Source organism: Streptomyces violascens (assembly GCF_014649955.1).
Taxonomy (GTDB): domain Bacteria; phylum Actinomycetota; class Actinomycetes; order Streptomycetales; family Streptomycetaceae; genus Streptomyces; species Streptomyces violascens.
The window spans coordinates 1-16,430 of record NZ_BMUA01000014.1 but is presented as its reverse complement, the minus strand read 5'-3'; the positions used below and the strand labels follow the sequence as shown (position 1 = coordinate 16,430).

Annotated in this window: 19 protein-coding genes; 9 read left to right on the top strand and 10 right to left on the bottom strand. The window is 69.4% G+C overall.

Annotated elements, in window-relative coordinates; translation table 11 throughout:
- Nucleotides 1-3 precede the first annotated feature (3 nt).
- Complete coding sequence (gene thiC / locus IE206_RS25015; protein ID WP_226598987.1) at nt 4-1,782, bottom strand: phosphomethylpyrimidine synthase ThiC; 1,779 nt, start codon at nt 1,780-1,782, stop codon at nt 4-6.
- A 198-nt stretch (nt 1,783-1,980) separates the two neighbouring features.
- On the opposite strand from thiC, the gene IE206_RS25010 reads away from it, so the two are divergent.
- The gene (locus tag IE206_RS25010; protein ID WP_189965748.1) at nt 1,981-3,327 is read left to right on the top strand and encodes a YibE/F family protein; all 1,347 of its coding nucleotides are present in this window, start codon (nt 1,981-1,983) and stop codon (nt 3,325-3,327) included.
- Between the two features lie 4 nt (nt 3,328-3,331).
- Here IE206_RS25010 and IE206_RS25005 read toward each other — a convergent pair whose 3' ends face one another.
- The 4 genes from IE206_RS25005 to IE206_RS24990 form a co-directional block, all read right to left on the bottom strand.
- Complete coding sequence (locus IE206_RS25005; RefSeq protein WP_189965746.1) at nt 3,332-3,766, bottom strand: SsgA family sporulation/cell division regulator; 435 nt, start codon at nt 3,764-3,766, stop codon at nt 3,332-3,334.
- Between the two features lie 102 nt (nt 3,767-3,868).
- On the bottom strand, nt 3,869-4,639 hold the full coding sequence (locus tag IE206_RS25000; protein ID WP_189965744.1) for an IclR family transcriptional regulator: 771 nt from the start codon (nt 4,637-4,639) through the stop codon (nt 3,869-3,871).
- Between the two features lie 316 nt (nt 4,640-4,955).
- Nucleotides 4,956-5,177 (bottom strand): DUF5326 family protein, encoded by a 222-nt coding sequence (locus IE206_RS24995; RefSeq protein WP_189965742.1) that lies wholly within the window; start codon nt 5,175-5,177, stop codon nt 4,956-4,958.
- A 151-nt stretch (nt 5,178-5,328) separates the two neighbouring features.
- A complete protein-coding gene (locus tag IE206_RS24990; protein WP_189965740.1) occupies nt 5,329-5,646 on the bottom strand; it encodes a cupin domain-containing protein in 318 nt (105 codons plus the stop codon).
- Between the two features lie 50 nt (nt 5,647-5,696).
- Here IE206_RS24990 and IE206_RS24985 point away from each other — a divergent pair, with 50 nt between their 5' ends.
- From IE206_RS24985 to IE206_RS24970, 4 genes are all read left to right on the top strand, one after another.
- Complete coding sequence (locus tag IE206_RS24985; protein WP_189965738.1) at nt 5,697-6,077, top strand: phage holin family protein; 381 nt, start codon at nt 5,697-5,699, stop codon at nt 6,075-6,077.
- 68 nt (nt 6,078-6,145) lie between these two features.
- Complete coding sequence (locus IE206_RS24980; protein WP_189965735.1) at nt 6,146-7,270, top strand: cystathionine gamma-lyase; 1,125 nt, start codon at nt 6,146-6,148, stop codon at nt 7,268-7,270.
- A 267-nt stretch (nt 7,271-7,537) separates the two neighbouring features.
- Nucleotides 7,538-8,434 (top strand): LysR family transcriptional regulator, encoded by an 897-nt coding sequence (locus tag IE206_RS24975; protein WP_189965733.1) that lies wholly within the window; start codon nt 7,538-7,540, stop codon nt 8,432-8,434.
- A 59-nt stretch (nt 8,435-8,493) separates the two neighbouring features.
- The gene (locus tag IE206_RS24970) at nt 8,494-8,976 is read left to right on the top strand and encodes an NUDIX domain-containing protein (RefSeq protein WP_053724685.1); all 483 of its coding nucleotides are present in this window, start codon (nt 8,494-8,496) and stop codon (nt 8,974-8,976) included.
- 9 nt (nt 8,977-8,985) lie between these two features.
- Here IE206_RS24970 and IE206_RS24965 read toward each other — a convergent pair whose 3' ends face one another.
- The gene (locus IE206_RS24965) at nt 8,986-9,618 is read right to left on the bottom strand and encodes an HAD family hydrolase (RefSeq protein ID WP_189965731.1); all 633 of its coding nucleotides are present in this window, start codon (nt 9,616-9,618) and stop codon (nt 8,986-8,988) included.
- Nucleotides 9,619-9,749: 131 nt separating this feature from the next.
- Between IE206_RS24965 and IE206_RS24960 the strand changes: the two genes are divergently transcribed.
- Nucleotides 9,750-10,271 carry a DUF2269 domain-containing protein gene (locus IE206_RS24960; protein ID WP_189965729.1) on the top strand — a complete coding sequence of 174 codons (522 nt, stop codon included), beginning with the start codon at nt 9,750-9,752 and terminating at the stop codon, nt 10,269-10,271.
- A gap of 5 nt (nt 10,272-10,276) precedes the next feature.
- Complete coding sequence (locus IE206_RS24955) at nt 10,277-11,131, top strand: GNAT family N-acetyltransferase (RefSeq protein WP_189965727.1); 855 nt, start codon at nt 10,277-10,279, stop codon at nt 11,129-11,131.
- 70 nt (nt 11,132-11,201) lie between these two features.
- On the opposite strand, the gene IE206_RS24950 is transcribed toward IE206_RS24955, so the two are convergent.
- A complete protein-coding gene (locus tag IE206_RS24950; protein ID WP_189965725.1) occupies nt 11,202-11,633 on the bottom strand; it encodes a GlcG/HbpS family heme-binding protein in 432 nt (143 codons plus the stop codon).
- A 35-nt stretch (nt 11,634-11,668) separates the two neighbouring features.
- A complete protein-coding gene (locus IE206_RS24945; RefSeq protein ID WP_189965723.1) occupies nt 11,669-12,880 on the bottom strand; it encodes an MFS transporter in 1,212 nt (403 codons plus the stop codon).
- Nucleotides 12,881-13,017: 137 nt separating this feature from the next.
- On the opposite strand from IE206_RS24945, the gene IE206_RS24940 reads away from it, so the two are divergent.
- On the top strand, nt 13,018-13,476 hold the full coding sequence (locus IE206_RS24940; protein WP_189965721.1) for a MarR family winged helix-turn-helix transcriptional regulator: 459 nt from the start codon (nt 13,018-13,020) through the stop codon (nt 13,474-13,476).
- Nucleotides 13,477-13,517: 41 nt separating this feature from the next.
- Nucleotides 13,518-13,970 (top strand): GNAT family N-acetyltransferase, encoded by a 453-nt coding sequence (locus IE206_RS24935; RefSeq protein WP_189965719.1) that lies wholly within the window; start codon nt 13,518-13,520, stop codon nt 13,968-13,970.
- A gap of 86 nt (nt 13,971-14,056) precedes the next feature.
- Here IE206_RS24935 and IE206_RS24930 read toward each other — a convergent pair whose 3' ends face one another.
- Nucleotides 14,057-14,827, bottom strand: coding sequence for a transposase family protein (locus IE206_RS24930; protein WP_189965717.1), 771 nt, complete (start codon nt 14,825-14,827; stop codon nt 14,057-14,059).
- Between the two features lie 85 nt (nt 14,828-14,912).
- Nucleotides 14,913-16,316, bottom strand: a complete 1,404-nt coding sequence (locus IE206_RS24925; RefSeq protein ID WP_189965715.1) for a serine hydrolase domain-containing protein — start codon at nt 16,314-16,316, stop codon at nt 14,913-14,915.
- Between the last annotated feature and the right edge of the window lie 114 nt (nt 16,317-16,430).

Here is a 16,430-nt window from a genome sequence, read left to right as displayed (position 1 = left end):
ACCTCAGTCGGCGATCGGCAGATAGACCCGGTTGCCCGCGTCCGCGAACTCCTTGGACTTCTCCGCCATTCCGGCCTCGATCTCGTCGGACTTCAGGTCGCCGCCGTGCTCGCGGCGAATGTCCTGGGAGATCTTCATCGAGCAGAACTTCGGACCGCACATCGAGCAGAAGTGCGCGGTCTTGGCCGGCTCCGCGGGCAGCGTCTCGTCGTGGAACTCCCGGGCGGTGTCCGGGTCGAGGGCCAGGTTGAACTGGTCCTCCCAGCGGAACTCGAACCGGGCGTCCGAGAGTGCGTCGTCCCACTCCTGCGCGCCCGGGTGCCCCTTGGCCAGGTCCGCCGCGTGTGCGGCGATCTTGTACGTGATGACGCCGGTCTTCACGTCGTCCCGGTTGGGCAGGCCGAGGTGCTCCTTGGGCGTGACGTAGCAGAGCATCGCGGTGCCCCACCAGGCGATCATCGCCGCACCGATGCCGGAGGTGATGTGGTCGTAGGCGGGCGCCACATCGGTGGTCAGCGGCCCCAGGGTGTAGAACGGGGCCTCCTCGCAGATCTCCTGCTGGAGGTCGATGTTCTCCTTGATCTTGTGCATCGGGACGTGTCCCGGGCCCTCGATCATCGTCTGTACGTTGTGACGCTTGGCGATCGTGTTGAGTTCCCCGAGCGTGCGCAGCTCCGCGAACTGGGCCTCGTCGTTGGCGTCCGCGATGGAACCGGGCCGCAGGCCGTCGCCCAGCGAGTACGTCACGTCGTACGCCGCGAGGATCTCGCAGAGCTCCTCGAAGTTCTCGTACAGGAACGATTCCTTGTGGTGCGCCAGGCACCAGGCGGCCATGATCGATCCGCCGCGCGAGACGATGCCGGTCTTGCGGCGGGCGGTCAGCGGCACGTACCGCAGCAGCACGCCGGCGTGGACCGTCATGTAGTCGACGCCCTGCTCGGCCTGCTCGATGACCGTGTCCTTGTAGATGTCCCAGGTCAGTTCCTCGGCGCGGCCGTCGACCTTCTCCAGGGCCTGGTACAGCGGCACCGTGCCGATGGGGACGGGGGAGTTGCGCAGGACCCACTCACGGGTGGTGTGGATGTTGCGGCCCGTGGAGAGGTCCATGACCGTGTCCGCGCCCCACTGGGTGGCCCAGGTCATCTTGTCGACCTCCTCCTCGATGGAGGAGGTGACCGCGGAGTTCCCGATGTTGGCGTTGACCTTCACCAGGAACCGCTTGCCGATGATCATCGGCTCGATCTCGGGGTGGTTGATGTTGGCGGGCAGCACGGCACGGCCCGCCGCGATCTCCTCGCGGACGACCTCGGGGGAGACGTTCTCGCGGATCGCGACGTACTCCATCTCCGGGGTGATCTCGCCGCGGCGCGCGTACGCGAGCTGGGTGACGGCCTGGCCGCCGCGGCCCCGGCGGGGCTGGCGCGGGCGGCCCGGGAAGACCGCGTCGAGGTTCTTGAGGCCCCCGCGCGGCGAGGTGTGCTTGATGCCGTCGTCCTCGGGGCGGACCGGCCGGCCCGCGTACTCCTCGGTGTCGCCGCGCCCGATGATCCAGTTCTCCCGGAGCGGGGCGAGGCCTCGGCGGACGTCGGTCTCGACGTTCGGGTCGGTGTACGGCCCCGACGTGTCGTACAGCGTCACGTCCTTGCCGTTGGTGAGGTGCACCTGGCGGACCGGCACCCGGAGGTCGGGGCGCGAACCCTCCACGTACCCCTTGTGCCAGCCGATGGACTTCCCGCTCTCCTCAGTGCTGGAGGCAGGCGTGCGTGCGTCCTGAATGGTCATGAGACCTACTCCCTACGCCGGCATTACCCGGTAACAGGTTCGGCGGTCGGCGCAGCCGTTCCCGTACGGTTCGTACGGATTTCAGCGCCCTCTCAGCCCGGTGCTCCGAGCTCCCGCGTGTGCAAAGGTGTCACCACGCTAGCGTCATCACGGGCGCGCTGAACAGAGGGCCCCCTCGGTTCTTGCGATGATCGGTCGGTGACCTCACCAGAACCGCACCTTCCGCGCCAGCACGGCGGACACGGCCACGGGCACGGCCACGCGCACAGCCACGGACCCGCGGCCCCCGTCTCCAAGCACCTGCGCAAAGTCATCGCCGCTGTGCTGATTCCTTTTTCCACAGCGGTACTTGTGGGCCTCGTGGTGCTCTGGCCGGGTGGTGCCCCGGCGCACCAGCGCACCGGCGTCGGCTTCGACCGCCAGACCCAGCAGGCCAAGGTCATCAAAGTGGACAAGGTGGACTGCAAGTCGGTCAACGCCGGTCAGACCCCGTCGAACGGCGACACCTCCACCGCCGAGGGCCAGCAGGCCAGAAACGCTCAGCAGGGTCTGTGCGGCAAGGCCACCGTCGAGGTCACCTCGGGCAAGGAGAAGGGCCGCACCTTCACCGAGATCGTCCAGCCCGACTCGCCCCGCCAGTTGCACGCGGGCCAGGGCGTGATCGTCGCGTACGCCCCCGACGCACCCCATGACCTGCAGTATTCGGTGACGGACGTGAACCGCAGGCTCCCCATGGCGCTGCTCGCCGGGATCTTCGCGCTCGCCGTCGTGGTCGTCGGTCGGCTGCGCGGGGTGATGGCGCTCGTCGCCCTGGTGGTCTCGTTCGCCGTGCTGACGCTGTTCATCCTCCCGGCGGTGCTGCAGGGCTCCAATCCGCTGCTCGTGGCGGTGGTCGGGGCCAGCGCCATCATGCTGATCGCGCTCTACATGTGCCACGGCCTGTCCGCACGCACCTCCGTCGCCGTCCTCGGCACCCTCGTCTCACTGATGCTGATCGGGCTGCTCGGCTCGCTCTTCATCGGCTGGGCCTCGCTCACCGGGAACACCGACGACAACACCGGCCTGATCCACGGCCTCTATCCGAACATCGACATGTCCGGCCTGCTGCTCGCCGGCGTCATCATCGGCTCGCTCGGCGTCCTCGACGACGTGACGGTCACTCAGACATCGGCGGTGTGGGAGCTGCACGAGGCGAACCCGACGATGGGCCCGCGCGGCCTGTACCGGGCGGGCATCCGGATCGGCCGCGACCACATCGCCTCGGTGGTCAACACGCTGGTGCTCGCCTACGCGGGCGCGGCGCTGCCCCTGCTGCTGCTGTTCTCGATCGCGCAGAGCAGCGTGGGCACGGTGGCCAACAGCGAGCTGGTCGCCGAGGAGATCGTCCGCACCCTGGTCGGATCGATCGGCCTGGTCGCCTCGGTGCCGCTGACCACGGCGCTCGCCGCTCTGGTGGTCTCCGCCGACCGCCCGGCCGCCGAGGCCCGCAGACCGTCGCGCTCGAGTGCGGTACGCAGCGGAGGCGGCCACCGCCGCAAGAAGTAGCCGCTCAGCCGGCGTTCTCTTCGGCGAGGATGCGCCCGAGCGCGTCCTCCAGATGCTCGTCGAACTCGCCGAGCGTCCATTCCTGGCCCAGCGGTACGAGCTTGTCGGTGCGGTCCAGGAAGGCCACCAGGGGCGCCGCGCCGGCCCGGAAGAGGGCGTGGTCGCCGCCCACCTGAAGGCGGATGTGCACATCGGAAAGCTCCTCGGGCCCGCTCGGCTCGACCCGCACATCACCGTCCCCGGCAGGCCCGTTGATGCCGTCGAGCAGCAGTTCACGGCCAAATGCCCAGGTGACCGGCGCGTCGCCGGGAAGGTGGAAGGTCATGCGCACCGCGTAAGGATCCATCGCGTCGTACGTCAGCTCCACCGGGATCCGGAAGGAAAGCTCCTCGGAGACGAGGAAGCTCATCATGACTTCTGCCTGAACCGATTCACGCATCTCACGAACCCCGCTTTAGCTGAAACTGGCCAGGAATGATCCACCGTGGCCCTCTTGACGCAATCGTGCTGGAAGCGGTAGCAGATCACAAGGAGTGAGTTTTCAGATACTGATAGAGAATGCGAGCGAACCAAGCAGGCCCCCCACCTCGCCGCGTAGCCGCTCAATGGCCGGCAGCAGGCGTTCTTGCTGGTCAAGGGGTACGGAAATGGCCATGGTCGCGACGCTGGAGCCGGCCGTGACGGGGATGGCGGCACAGACGGTACCCAGCGCGTACTCCTGCCGTTCGATGACGGGTTGCGTACGCTCCGTAGCCGCCAGCCGTTCGGACAGGGCGCGCCGGTCCCGCACGGTGTAGGGGGTGATCGCCTCGACCGGATGCCGGTCCAGGTAGTCCTCGCGGGCGCGGTCGTCGAGCTGGCCGAGCAGGCACTGGCCGATCGCGTGGGCGTGCCCGGTCTCGCGGAAGTCGGCCCATTCCTCGACGGCGGGCGCGGAAGGGGTGTCGGCAACCCCGGCGATCTCGATCTCACCCTCGCGGTAGACAGCGAAGTAGACGGGCACCCCGATGGAGTCCCGCCAGCGGCCCAGCGAGTTGGTGATCTTGTTGCGTCGGCTCTGCCGGGCTCCGCCGTCCGCCAGCCGCTCGGCCGCCGGTCCGAAGACGAACACCCCGTTCTCGCGGCGCAGATAGCCCTCGTGGGTCAGGGTCCGCAGCAGGTGGTACGCGGTGGGCAGCGGCAGTCCGGCCTCGCGCGCCAGCTGCTTGGCGGGGGCGCCGTCCAGGTGGGTGCCCACTGCTTCCAGCAGGCGCAGGGCCCGCTGGACCGAGCCGATCAGGGTAGGGACGGCGGCATTCGAAGCCGTGGCCACAGGTCACCCCCAGGCGTGCTGACGGGCAACACGCCCGCCCGCGGGGGCCGCCCCCGCGCGCCCGCCGTGATCCCGGGGTCGGCGGAACGGGCCGGTCGGACCGGTGTCGGATGCGGTCAGGACCCGTAATTCCCAAGGGGCGGCAGAGCCTTGCCACTCTAATGGCCGACCTCATGGAGGAAGGGGGTTCGGCCCGGTCCGTTCCCCCGGCCGGGCTAATCCCCGTGTGCCCCGGACGCGGCTCGCCGCGTCCGTCCGGGCCCTGGGCCGGCGCGGTGCGGGCGCCGGGCGGAGTTTGTGGTCCGCCCGGACCCGGCTACCAGTCGCTGTGCGAGGAGGACGAGGAGGACATGAACCTGCGCACCAGGTAGATCACTCCGCCGACCAGGGCCACGAAGACCAGGACCTTGAAGAGCAGCCCGAACAGGAAGCCGACCACGCTCGCGATCAGGCCGCCGAACACGACCAGGGCGATGACGGGCACGGCGACCCACTTCACCCACCAGGGCATCCCCGCGAATATCTCCCGTGCCGCCATCGTCCCTACCTCTTTCTGTCGGTATTTCTGTCAGTTCACGAGTTCTGTGCTTTCGACACTCTCGATGCTAGGGGCGAGAGGGTACCGAGCGGGGCCCTCGCAGCCCTTGGACTCCCCTGACCGAACCCCTAGGGAGAATCGGGGGCTGCCCTCAGCTCTCAGGCGGAGAGAAGACGACCAGAACCCTCAGGTCCTCGGTGATGTGGTGGAACTTGTGCGCCACCCCGGCCGGCACGTAGACCACGCTGCCCCGCGCGACCTGCGTCGTCTCCAGACCCACGGTGATCGAGGCGCGGCCGCTGACCACGAAGTAGATCTCGTCCTGGGCGTGCGGAGACTGAGGGTCGTGCGCGCCCGCGTCGAGGGCGTAAAGGCCCGCCGACATGTTCCGCTCGCGCAGAAACTGCAGGTACGCACCGTCGTTGGCGGCCCGCTCCGCCTCCAACTCGTCGAGCCGGAAATCTTTCATCGTCCTCTGCCCCTGCGCTTGTGCCGATCAGGTCTGCCACGATCAGACCCATGAAGAATTTTGTAGTCAAGACGATCGCCAACGCGGCCGCTCTCGCGGTGGCCATCTGGCTCGTGAAGAACATCACCCTGACCGGCGACAACACCGGCAAGAAGGCGTTGACGCTGGTTCTGGTCGCGCTGATCTTCGGCGTGGTGAATTTCGTCGTGAAGCCCGTCGTGAAGTTTCTGTCGTTCCCCCTCTTCATCCTCACGCTCGGCCTGATCACCCTGGTGATCAACGCGTTGATGCTGCTCCTCACCTCGTGGCTCGCCGACAAGCTGAACCTCAGCTTCCACGTCGAGGGCTTCTGGACCGCCGTGGTCGGCGCCCTGATCATCTCGATCGTGTCCTGGGCGATGCACGTCGTCCTGCCCGACGACAAGGACTGAAGGTTGGCGACCCCCCGTTCCGCTGGTTCTCCCAGCTCGATCCCCGCGACGGAAATGGAGCGTGTGGCATGACAGGTGACGGCACTCGATCCGTACGCGCCGGGCTTCCCGAGCCGGTGGCCTTCGAGCCCACCCTGCCCGGGCCGGTGTTCGCCGCCCACTTCCATCTGCCCGGCGAGGCGGCCGGACCGTACACCTACGGCCGCGACACCAACCCGACATGGACCCATCTGGAGCGGGCCATAGTCGAGCTGGAGTCCCCCGACGAGAGCGCCGAGGCGATCGTCTTCGCCTCCGGGATGGCGGCGATCTCGGCCGTGCTGCTCTCCCAGGCGCGCTCCGGCGACACTGTGGTCCTGCCGGACGACGGCTATCAGGCCCTGCCGCTGGTCCGCGAGCAGTTGGAGGCGTACGGCATCGAGGTGCGCACCGCGCCGACCGCCGCCGATGCCCAACTGGCCCACCTGGACGGCGTGAAGCTGCTGTGGATCGAGACCCCCTCCAATCCGGGGCTCGATGTGTGCGACGTACGGCGCCTCGCCCGGGCCGCACACGACGCGGGCGCGCTGGTGGCGGTCGACAACACGCTGGCCACGCCGCTCGGGCAGCGTCCCCTCGAACTCGGCGCGGACTTCGCGGTCGCCAGCGGCACCAAGGGCCTGACCGGGCACGGCGACCTTCTGCTCGGCTATGTGGTGTGCCGCGATCCAAACCTCGCCGCACGGGTACGCAAGTGGCGCAAGGTCGTCGGGGCGATCCCGGGCCCGATGGAGGCATGGCTGGCCCACCGCTCCCTCGCGACACTGCATCTGCGCGCCGACCGGCAGGCCGCGAACGCCCTGGCCCTGGCCGAGGCGCTGACCAAGCGCGCCGAGGTGACGGGCCTGCGCTACCCGGGCCTGCCCTCGGACCCCTCCTACCGCCTGGCCTCGGCTCAGATGCGGCGCTTCGGCTGTGTGGTCTCCTTCGACCTGCCCGACCGTGCCTTCGCCGAACGGTTCCTGGAAGCGCTGAGCCTGGTCGACGACGCCACGAGCTTCGGCAGTGTGCGTTCCACCGCTGAACGCCGCGGCCGCTGGGGCGGCGACGCGGTGTCGGAGGGCTTCATCCGCTTCTCGGTCGGCGCGGAGGACGCCCCGGACCTGATCGCGGACGTGGAACGCGCACTGGACGAGGCGGGCGCGGCGGGCTGAGCAGGGGCGTCCGAGGCGTCCGCTTTCCTGCCCGCGGCGGTGCCCACAGAGCGGATCAAGCCAGAAGCGATACGTAAGACGGACGGTCCGAGCCTCCCCCCTCATGGCTCGGACCGCCCCGGTTCTCGCGCGCCAAGAACCGCTCGGACAAGGCTAGTTGACTCTGCGTCAGTGTCCAATCACGGTAGCGACAGAGACCTATCGACATATTTATAGTTGTGTCCGGCCGGGGACGTCGTGAGGCAGTTCAGGACGGGAGGGCACAGCATGGATCTTGCCCTGCTGCGTACGTTCGTCACCGTGCACCGGGCCGGCTCCTTCACCCGGGCCGCGGCGTTGCTCGGGCTCTCACAGCCCGCGGTGACCAGCCAGATACGCACCCTGGAGCGGCAGTTGGGCCGCCCCCTCTTCCTGCGCCAGGCGCGCGGGGTGACCCCGACGACCATCGGCGACGAACTGGCCCAGCGGGCCGCGCCGCACCTGGACGCGCTCGTCGAGATCACCGAGGCCGGCCTCAGCGAGGAGCCGGGCCTGCGGACCCTGCACCTGGCCGGGCCGCCGGAGTTCACCTCGCTGCGCGCCCTGCCCGCGCTCACCCGGCTCCTCCCGCACGGCCTCGCGCTGCGGGCCTCCTTCGGCAATGCCGAGGAGACCCTGGAGGGCCTGGCCGCCGGACACCACGATCTCGCCATCGCCACCGCCCGTCCGCGCGGCCGGCTGCTGTCCTCGACTCCGCTGTGCGACGAGGAACACGTGCTGGTCGCCGGGGTTCGCTGGGCGGCACGGCTCGGTCCCGGGGTGCTGCGCCACGGCGGGCCCGAGGTCCTGGAGCCCATACCCGTGGTCGAGGTCCACGAGTCGCTGCCGCTGGTGACGCGCTACTGGGCGTCGGTGTTCGACGCCAAACCCGCCGCCGCGGGCGCGGTCGTCGCCCCCGACCTGCGGGCGGTCCTCGCCGCGGTGGCGGCCGGAGCGGGCCTGGCCGTGCTGCCGCGCTATCTGTGCGAGACAGCCCTGGAGGAGGGCCAGGTGGTGGCGCTGCTCGACCCTCCGGTGCCGCCGCTGCGCACGTATTTCCTGGCGGTGCGCACCGGCACACTGGGCCTCGCGCACATCGCGCGGGCGCAGGAATGGCTGCTGCGCGCTGCGGTCGACTGGGGTTGAGGAGCTGCGGGGGAGGCCCGGGGAGTTTCGCAGGGGTCCCATCGGGCCACATTTCTCCCATGACCGTACGTCCAGTGGTCAAGCGCACCGCACGAGCCGTTCTGCTCGACGGCGACGACCTGATTCTGATCAAGCGCACCAAGCCCGGCATGGATCCGTACTGGCTCACCCCAGGTGGCGGCGTCGAACCCGAGGACTCCACCGTCGTCGAGGCCCTGCACCGCGAGGTGCACGAGGAGCTCGGCGCGAAGATCACCGACGTGGTGCCGTGCTTCGTCGACACCGTCGAGCACATCGGGGCCGACGGCGGCGCGACCGGCGTGAAGGTGCAGCACTTCTTCGTCTGCCGCCTCGATTCCATGGATCCCTCGCTGCGGCACGGCCCCGAGATCGAGGAGCCCTGCGGGGAGTACGAGATCGTCCGCATCCCGTTCACCCGCGTCGGCATCGCCTCGGTGCACCTCGTCCCGCTGTCCCTCAGGCACTACCTGGACGGCAACATCGAGGGCGTGCGGGCCATGCACGCACCCGACCTGGGCTAGCCGGGCCGCTCACCCCGCGCCGCGCACCAGCGCGTAGGCCTCACGCAGGTCGCCGCCCGTGTACGTGTGGGTGGCGAGGCCCGCGAGATGGTGGTCCGCGTTCACCGCGACCGACACGGGCACCGCCGCGAAGAGGTCCACGTCGGACATCGAGTCCCCGTACGCCACACAGCTCCGGGGGCCGACGCCGAACTCGGCGCACAGGCGGTTCATGACGCCCACCTTGGCCGCCGGGCTGAGAATCCCGGCGGGGTCCACGGGCCGCGTGAAGGGAACGTCCGGGAAGACAGAGCCGTGGGCGGCGTGGGCGCCCCAGGCGAGCAGCCGTTCCACGAAGAAGGAAGGGGAGAGCGAGATGACGGCGCAGTAGTCGCCCCGCTCGCGGATCTCCCGCCAGACGTCCTGGATCCCGGTGAGCCAGGGAGCGGTCGCGAAGGCATTCGCCACATGCACCTCGGTGAGCCCGGACCACAGGGCATGCACGCGCACCGCGTACTCGGGCGGCCCGATCCGGCCTGCGGACAGCTCCCGCTCCAGCTCGCCTATTTCGCTGAGCACTCCAAGCTGCCGGGATATCTCGACCGGTGCGGCGGAGCCCCGCATGAGCGTTCCGTCGAGGTCGAAGAGGTGAAGTCTCGCCATGTACGCCGAGGTTAGTAGGTGGGGTTACTCCCCCTGTGGGACGCCTCACCCGGGCCCTCACCGGCACGCTGTTTCACGTGAAACATCCCTCTCGCCCCGCATCCGGTCGTACGAGCCGCACGCCGTTTCACGTGAAACATCTACGGCGGCCCGTCCGCCGCCGCTGGCTCGTGGCTCATGTCGCCGTCTCGGTGAGCTGGCTGGGGCTGACGATCGGGCTGCTCGCTCTCGGCATCACCGCCTACACAACGGACTCCGCCGCCATGACCGAGGCCGCGTACCGTGCCATGAAGGTCTTCGGTGACTGGCTGCTGGTGCCCATCGCCCTGGTGACCCTGGGCACCGGCGTTGTGCTCTCGCTGGGCACCCGGTGGGGGCTCGCCCGGCATCGCTGGGTCTGGATCAAGTTCTGGCTGACCCTCATCACGCTCTGTCTGTCGGCCTTCCTGCTGCGGCCCGAGATCAACCGTGCTGTCGCGGCCGGAGTCCCCGACACCAGCCTGGTGGCCGCCCCGGTCGTCTCCTCCAGCGCGTACTTCTTCATGACGGCGATCTCCGTACTCAAGCCGTGGGGGCTGACGAAGCGTGGCCGGAAGTACCGTGCCGAGAGCCGGAAAGTGGTGGACGCCGCGCCGGTGCGTCAGACAACCTGACCCTCATGCCCTCACCGCTCACCGAGCTCCCCCTGCGCCGCCTGACCACCGAAGACCTGATCGCCTGTGCCGACCTCTCCGAGGACCGGGGCTGGCCGCGCGAGGAGCACAAGTGGGGACTCCTGCTCGCGGCGGGCACCGGGTACGGGATCGACGCCCCCGACGGCAAGGGCCTGGTCACCGCCTGTGTCGTCACCTCGTACGGCCCGGGTCTCGCGGCGATCGGCATGGTCCTGGTGGCCGAGCGCTTCGCCCGGCAGGGCGTCGGACGCCGTCTGATGAAGCACGTGATGCGGGAGCTGGAGGGCACTCCGCTCACCCTGCATGCCACACCTAACGGGCGACCGCTGTATGAGGAGCTCGGCTTCGAGACGACCGGCCGCGCCGAGATGGTCAGCGGCCACTTCCGGCCGTCCGGCCCGGCCCCGACGGTGGCGACCCGCCCCGCGACCGCCGACGATCTGCCCAGGATCCTGCGGCTCGACGCCGAGGTCTTCGGGCAGGACCGCACGCACATGATCACTCGCCTGCCGGCCTTCTGCGACCAGTTGCGGGTCGCGGAGGACTCGGCCGGGCTGATCGGATTCGCGGCTGCCTGGCCCAACATGAACACCCATGTGGTGGGCCCGCTGATCGCCCGCGACACGGAGACCGCGAAGGCGCTGGTCGCCTCGCTCGCGGCCGGCACGGACCGCCCGCTGCGCACGGATGTCGACGTACGCCATGAAGAGCTGCTGACCTGGCTGAAGGTCTCCGGCATGGAGACGGTCGCCTTCAACGCGGTGATGACCTACGGCATCCCGGCTCTCCCGGGCGACTGGACCCGGCGCTTCGCGCCCCTGACGGTGGCCGCGGGCTAGCCGCCCGCAGATGGGAGTCCGCCCCTATGCGCCGTGATTCCACGGGCACTTGAGGGCGGACGTGCGGCGATCAACGCCGGGCCAGGGCCTCCACGGCCGCGTTCGCGAACCCGTGGTCCTGGTCGGGGGCACCGCCGCCCACGCCGATCGCGCCGATCAGGCGGCCGTCACGGTGGACGGGAACACCGCCCGCGATGAACAGGAGCGGCCGGTCCAGGGCCGTCGGCAGGGTGTGGAACAGGCCTCCCGGCTGGACCGCGTCCACCAGGTCGGCGGTCGGGGCGTTCAGCTGGAGCGCCGTGTACGCCTTGCGGGTGCTGGTCTCCCCGGCGATCAGAACGGCCCGGTCGTCCCGGCGGAAGGCGAGCAGATGGCCGCCCGCGTCGAGGACGGTGACCGCGACAGTGACTCCGGCCGCCTCCGCGGCGGAACGGGCCGCCTCGACGAGGGCTTCCGCATCGTGGGTGGTGAGCGGGGCTACGGCGACGGTGGTGGTGCTCATGAGGGGTAACTCCTTGGTAGTGCTTGGTAGTTGATTCAGTGGTGCACGGCGGAGGCCCGAACCGGCTCGGGAACGCCGCCCGCGACGATCCGGCTGCCCGCGTTCGTACGCCGCTCCAGCGCACTGGAGACGATGGCGAGCACGACGGCGGCGGCGGCGAGTACGGCTCCGACCCAGTTGGGGGCGGTGTAGCCGAGACCGGCCGCGATGACGATGCCGCCGAGCCAGGCGGAGAGTGCGTTGCCGAGGTTGAAGGCACCGATGTTGACGGCCGAGGCCAGGGTGGGTGCGCCTGCTGCCTGGTCGAGGACGCGCTTCTGCAGCGGGGGCACGGTCGCGAAGCCCAGTGCGCCGATGAGGAAGATCATGACGGCGGACGCGGTCTTGTCATGGGCGGCCATCGTGAACAGCGCCAGGACCAGGGCGAGCCCGGACAGGGACACATAGAGCAGCGGCATGAGCGCGCGGTCGGCGAACCGGCCTCCGATGAGGTTTCCGGTGACCATGCCGAGGCCGAAGAGGACGAGCAGCCAGGTGACGGAGGTGTCGGCGTAGCCGGCGACGTTCGTCATCATCGGGGTGATGTAGGTGATCGCGGCGAACACTCCGCCGAAGCCGAGCACGGTCATCGCCATGGCGAGCAGCACCTGGACATTGCGGAACGCGGCGATCTCGTGCCGCAGCCGTACGCCCTCGGCCTTCGGCATGTCCGGGACGAGCTTGGCGACGCCGAGCAGGCCAAGCACCCCGAGTGCCGCGACGACGAAGAACGTCGCGCGCCAGCTGACCTGCTGACCGATGAGCGTCCCGAAGGGCACTCCCACCACGTTGGCGACGGTCAGGCCGGTGAACATCATCGCGATCGCTCCGGCCTTCTTCTCGGGCGCGACCAGATCGGCCGCGACGACCGAGCCGATTCCGAAGAACGCGCCGTGCGCGAGGGACGCGACGACCCGCCCGGCCAGCATCAGCCCGAAGACGGGCGCGACCGCGGAGAGCACGTTGCCGACGATGAAGAGGCCCATCAGCAGCATCAGCATCCGCTTGCGACTGATCTTGGTGCCCAGGATGGTCATCAGCGGAGCGCCGAGCATCACGCCGAGGGCATAGCCGCTGACGAGGTATCCGGCGGTGGGGATGGAGACATCGAAGGTTCCGGCGACCTCGGGGAGCAGCCCCATGATCACAAATTCTGTGGTGCCGATACCGAACGCCCCGATGGCGAGGGCTAGGAGCGCGAGTGGCATGGGATGACCTTCCAGGAGATTGCGTGAGCCCCTTACGGGCGTCCACAATAATTGCAGACGCGGACTAATTTCAAGCGCGGGCTATTGCAGTCGTGGACTATCCTGAGGACAAGCCGCTCCGGACGGAGGACAGACGCATGACCGCGACGGACCCCGCACTCACCGCCCTCTCCCAGGGCTGGTGCGCACTCTCCCTGCTGCACGGCAAGATCGACGCCCATATCGAGCGCGCCCTGCAGTCGGGACACGACCTCAGCGTGCGCGAGTACTCCCTGCTCGATGTCCTCAGCCGCCAGCACAGTGGCCCCGGCGGTCATCTCCAGATGAAGCAGGTCGCCGACGCCGTGGTCCTCAGCCAGTCGGCCACCACCCGCCTGGTCACCCGGCTCGAGGACCGCGGCCTGCTGACCCGGTACCTCTGCGACACCGACCGGCGCGGCATCTACACCGACGTCACCGAATCCGGACTGGCCCTGCTCGCCGAAGCCCGGCCCACCAACGACAGGGCTCTACGCGAGGCGCTGGACGAAGCGGCGAAGAACCCTGAACTGGCGCCCCTGGTCCGCACGGTCGAGGAACTCCACGTCCCTGCCTAGGGCACTCCACACACAGGGCAGCCGGGCGTACGCTCCGGGCCATGAGCGATCTTGAGATCAGGCCTGCCGCACCCGAGGACATCCCGGCGATCGTGGCCATGCTCGCGGACGACTCGCTGGGCGCCCAGCGGGAGTCGCCGGACGACCTCACTCCCTACCGCATGGCCTACGACCGGCTCGCGGGCGACCCGAACCAGCATCTGGTGGTCGCCGCCCGCGGTGGCAAGGTCGTCGGCACCCTCCAGCTGACCGTCGTCCCCGGACTCTCCCGGCGCGGATCGACCCGCTCGATCATCGAGGGCGTACGCGTTCACAGCGCCGAGCGCGGCAGCGGGCTCGGCACCAGGCTCATCGAATGGGCCGTCGACGAATCGGCGTGCCAGGGCTGCCAGTTGGTCCAGCTGACATCGGACGTCACCCGCACCGACGCTCACCGCTTCTATGAGCGGCTGGGGTTCGAGGCCTCACATGTGGGATTCAAGAAGCCGCTGTAGGCCGTGTTTCACGTGAAACACGGCCTAAAGCGTGTTGCAGAAGGTTGTGTCCGGGCAGGTCAGAGCCGAAATGGTGCCTGGTCGGTTCATGTGGCCAGGGCGAGGTTGTGCATGTGGGCGACGGCCTGGACCGCGTGGTGCAGACCGTCGCCGCGCTGTCGGCAGTCGCGGAGGATCTTGAAGTGCTTCATGCGGGCGAAGGCGTGCTCGACGCGGGCTCGGACTCGGCGGTGCTCGGCGTTGTCGTCTTCCTCGCCAGGCAGGAGGGCACGTCCTTGACGTTTTCGGTGCGGGACGACGAGTCCGGTGTTGATGTACGCGCCGTCGGCAAGCATGGTGACGCCCTCGCATATTGCGGCCAGGCCGGAGTCCCGCCATGCCCTCGCATCAGCGGTGTTGCCGGGCACCGGCCAGGCCGCGGCAACCACCAGCTTGGTGTCGGCATCGATGATGACCTGCACGTTCGCTGAGAACCGGTAGTTGCGGGAGGACGCCCCGGTCCTCCGGTCGCGGACCGGGATGAGGGTGCCGTCCACGATCCACAGCCGTTCCACTGCGTCGACCGGACGGGTTGCCGGCTCGATGGCCAGGAGCGGCCGCAACCGCTGGATCACCCGGCATACCGTCGCGGGCGAGACGCCGAAGAGCGGGGCGAGCTGCCGCATGGTGACGTTCGTACGGTAGTAGACGGCCACCAGCAGCACCCGGTCGGCCAGCGGCAGGCACCACGGCCGACCGCCACCAGGCCCGTTCCCGCCCCGTTCCCGCACCGCCTTCAGCAGCCGCTCGAACTGCCACATCCGCAGGCCCGTGAACGTCTCCACCCACAACGGCTCAACTCTCAACACCCCACGCATACAAGGGAAATGCCCGAATCCACGCCTTCTGCAACACGCTTTAGAGAGACTCACAGGGCCCCAGCGGGCCGTTTCACGTGAAACGTCAGATCCCGCGCCAGCCCTCGGGGTCCACACCACCCGGCACTGCCGTGGCCTCGGGCCCGTACGGCTCACGTGTGAACACGAACGACCCGAGGTCGAGGTGGCTCACCGAGCCGTCCGGCCGCCGAACCGCACGGAGCGTCTCGCCCCGGTAATAGCCATCGAGGCCGACCCAGGTGCCATCGGCGGCGGCCTTGAACCGGGAAGCCCGGCCGGTGCCGCGGAGCGGCTCCAGAGCCACCCCGCGGTCGGCGGTCAGGCGCAGTCCATAGGCGGCCGTGCCCCAGTACCAAGGTCCGGTGAGTGCCAGAAGTTGCTCATTCGCCTCGGGAAGCGGGCACCAGGGCTCCGGGAAGCGCGGTTCGGCCTCCGCCACGATCCGTACGAGATCGGCCGCCAGCGTGCCGCACATCGGACCTGAGGTCGCATTGGCGAGTGCGACGGCGGCCACCCCGTCCGCCACGCTCACCCACAGGCCCGCCACGAATCCGGGCAGCGAGCCGGTGTGCCCGGCGAGTTCACGGTCGTCGGAGCGAGCGAGCTGCAGGCCGAGCCCGTATCCGCCGTCCCAGCCGCCGGGCTCCGGCGCCACGGCGGGGGTGCGCATCTCCGCCACCGATTCGGCACTCAGCACCCGCTCGTCGCCCTCGGCGAGGAAGACGGCGAAACGGCAGAGGTCCGCAGCGGTCGACCAGAGCTGTCCTGCGGGGGCCATCAGGCCGAGGTCCTCGGACGGTTCGGGCAGCAGCACATCGGCCCACGGGTGCACGGCCCAGCCCCCGGCATGGGGGTGGACCGGCTGCGTGGTCGTGCGGTCGAGTCCGAGTGGTTCGAGGATCTCGGTGCGCAGCGCCTCCTCCCAAGGCACTCCGCGCACTGCCTCCACCAGGGAACCGAGCAGCGTGTAGCCCGGGTTGGAGTAGTGGTGCAGTCGGCCCGCGGGATGCAGTTGCGGCTGATCCCCCAGCACATCGGCAAGCTCCGGGCGCAGATCGCCAGGCGTCCGCTCCCACCATGGCGCGGGCGACTCGGCAGCCAACCCAGCGGCGTGGGAAAGGAGTTGAGCGATGGTCGCCCCGCCCGCAGCAGTGCCCGGGAGGTGCTTCTCCAGGGGGTCGCCGAGGTCGAGCAGCCCTTCGTCGCGCAGCCTCAGGACCAGTACGGCGGTGAAGGTCTTCGTGATGGAGCCGATGCGGTACTGGACGTCGGCATCCGGGCCGTGGCCGTCGACAGAGGTGCGCGATCCGGACCAGAGCATCCGGCCGTCCCGCACTACGGCGGCGACGAGCGAGGGCGCCCTCCTTTCGGCCTGCTCGACCGCGATGCGGTGCAGCAGGGCGCGCCGCGTGGCGGGGAGCAGCCCTTCGAAGGGGGACGGCGATGCGGGTGAACTCGATGAGGTCATGGGGCAAGGTCTAGCCGCGCACCCGCGTCCAGTCGACCGCTTTTCGCGGGAGTCGGTGTCGCCGTACACGTGATCGTGCTCAGCTGCGTACGAGTGAAGATGCTCGCTTTGTGA

What these genes read in the sequence shown, in the direction of transcription:
- IE206_RS24975 (WP_189965733.1), top strand. Translation starts at nt 7,538, where the DNA reads ATGGATCTTGCCCTGCTGCGTACGTTCGTCACCGTGCACCGGGCCGGC.
- IE206_RS25005 (WP_189965746.1), bottom strand. Translation starts at nt 3,766, where the DNA reads ATGCGTGAATCGGTTCAGGCAGAAGTCATGATGAGCTTCCTCGTCTCC.
- IE206_RS24945 (WP_189965723.1), bottom strand. Translation starts at nt 12,880, where the DNA reads ATGCCACTCGCGCTCCTAGCCCTCGCCATCGGGGCGTTCGGTATCGGC.
- IE206_RS24965 (WP_189965731.1), bottom strand. Translation starts at nt 9,618, where the DNA reads ATGGCGAGACTTCACCTCTTCGACCTCGACGGAACGCTCATGCGGGGC.
- IE206_RS24985 (WP_189965738.1), top strand. Translation starts at nt 5,697, where the DNA reads ATGAAGAATTTTGTAGTCAAGACGATCGCCAACGCGGCCGCTCTCGCG.
- IE206_RS24955 (WP_189965727.1), top strand. Translation starts at nt 10,277, where the DNA reads ATGCCCTCACCGCTCACCGAGCTCCCCCTGCGCCGCCTGACCACCGAA.
- IE206_RS24970 (WP_053724685.1), top strand. Translation starts at nt 8,494, where the DNA reads ATGACCGTACGTCCAGTGGTCAAGCGCACCGCACGAGCCGTTCTGCTC.
- IE206_RS24925 (WP_189965715.1), bottom strand. Translation starts at nt 16,316, where the DNA reads ATGACCTCATCGAGTTCACCCGCATCGCCGTCCCCCTTCGAAGGGCTG.
- IE206_RS24935 (WP_189965719.1), top strand. Translation starts at nt 13,518, where the DNA reads ATGAGCGATCTTGAGATCAGGCCTGCCGCACCCGAGGACATCCCGGCG.
- IE206_RS24980 (WP_189965735.1), top strand. Translation starts at nt 6,146, where the DNA reads ATGACAGGTGACGGCACTCGATCCGTACGCGCCGGGCTTCCCGAGCCG.
- thiC (WP_226598987.1), bottom strand. Translation starts at nt 1,782, where the DNA reads ATGACCATTCAGGACGCACGCACGCCTGCCTCCAGCACTGAGGAGAGC.
- IE206_RS24990 (WP_189965740.1), bottom strand. Translation starts at nt 5,646, where the DNA reads ATGAAAGATTTCCGGCTCGACGAGTTGGAGGCGGAGCGGGCCGCCAAC.
- IE206_RS24930 (WP_189965717.1), bottom strand. Translation starts at nt 14,827, where the DNA reads ATGCGTGGGGTGTTGAGAGTTGAGCCGTTGTGGGTGGAGACGTTCACG.
- IE206_RS24940 (WP_189965721.1), top strand. Translation starts at nt 13,018, where the DNA reads ATGACCGCGACGGACCCCGCACTCACCGCCCTCTCCCAGGGCTGGTGC.
- IE206_RS24950 (WP_189965725.1), bottom strand. Translation starts at nt 11,633, where the DNA reads ATGAGCACCACCACCGTCGCCGTAGCCCCGCTCACCACCCACGATGCG.
- IE206_RS24995 (WP_189965742.1), bottom strand. Translation starts at nt 5,177, where the DNA reads ATGGCGGCACGGGAGATATTCGCGGGGATGCCCTGGTGGGTGAAGTGG.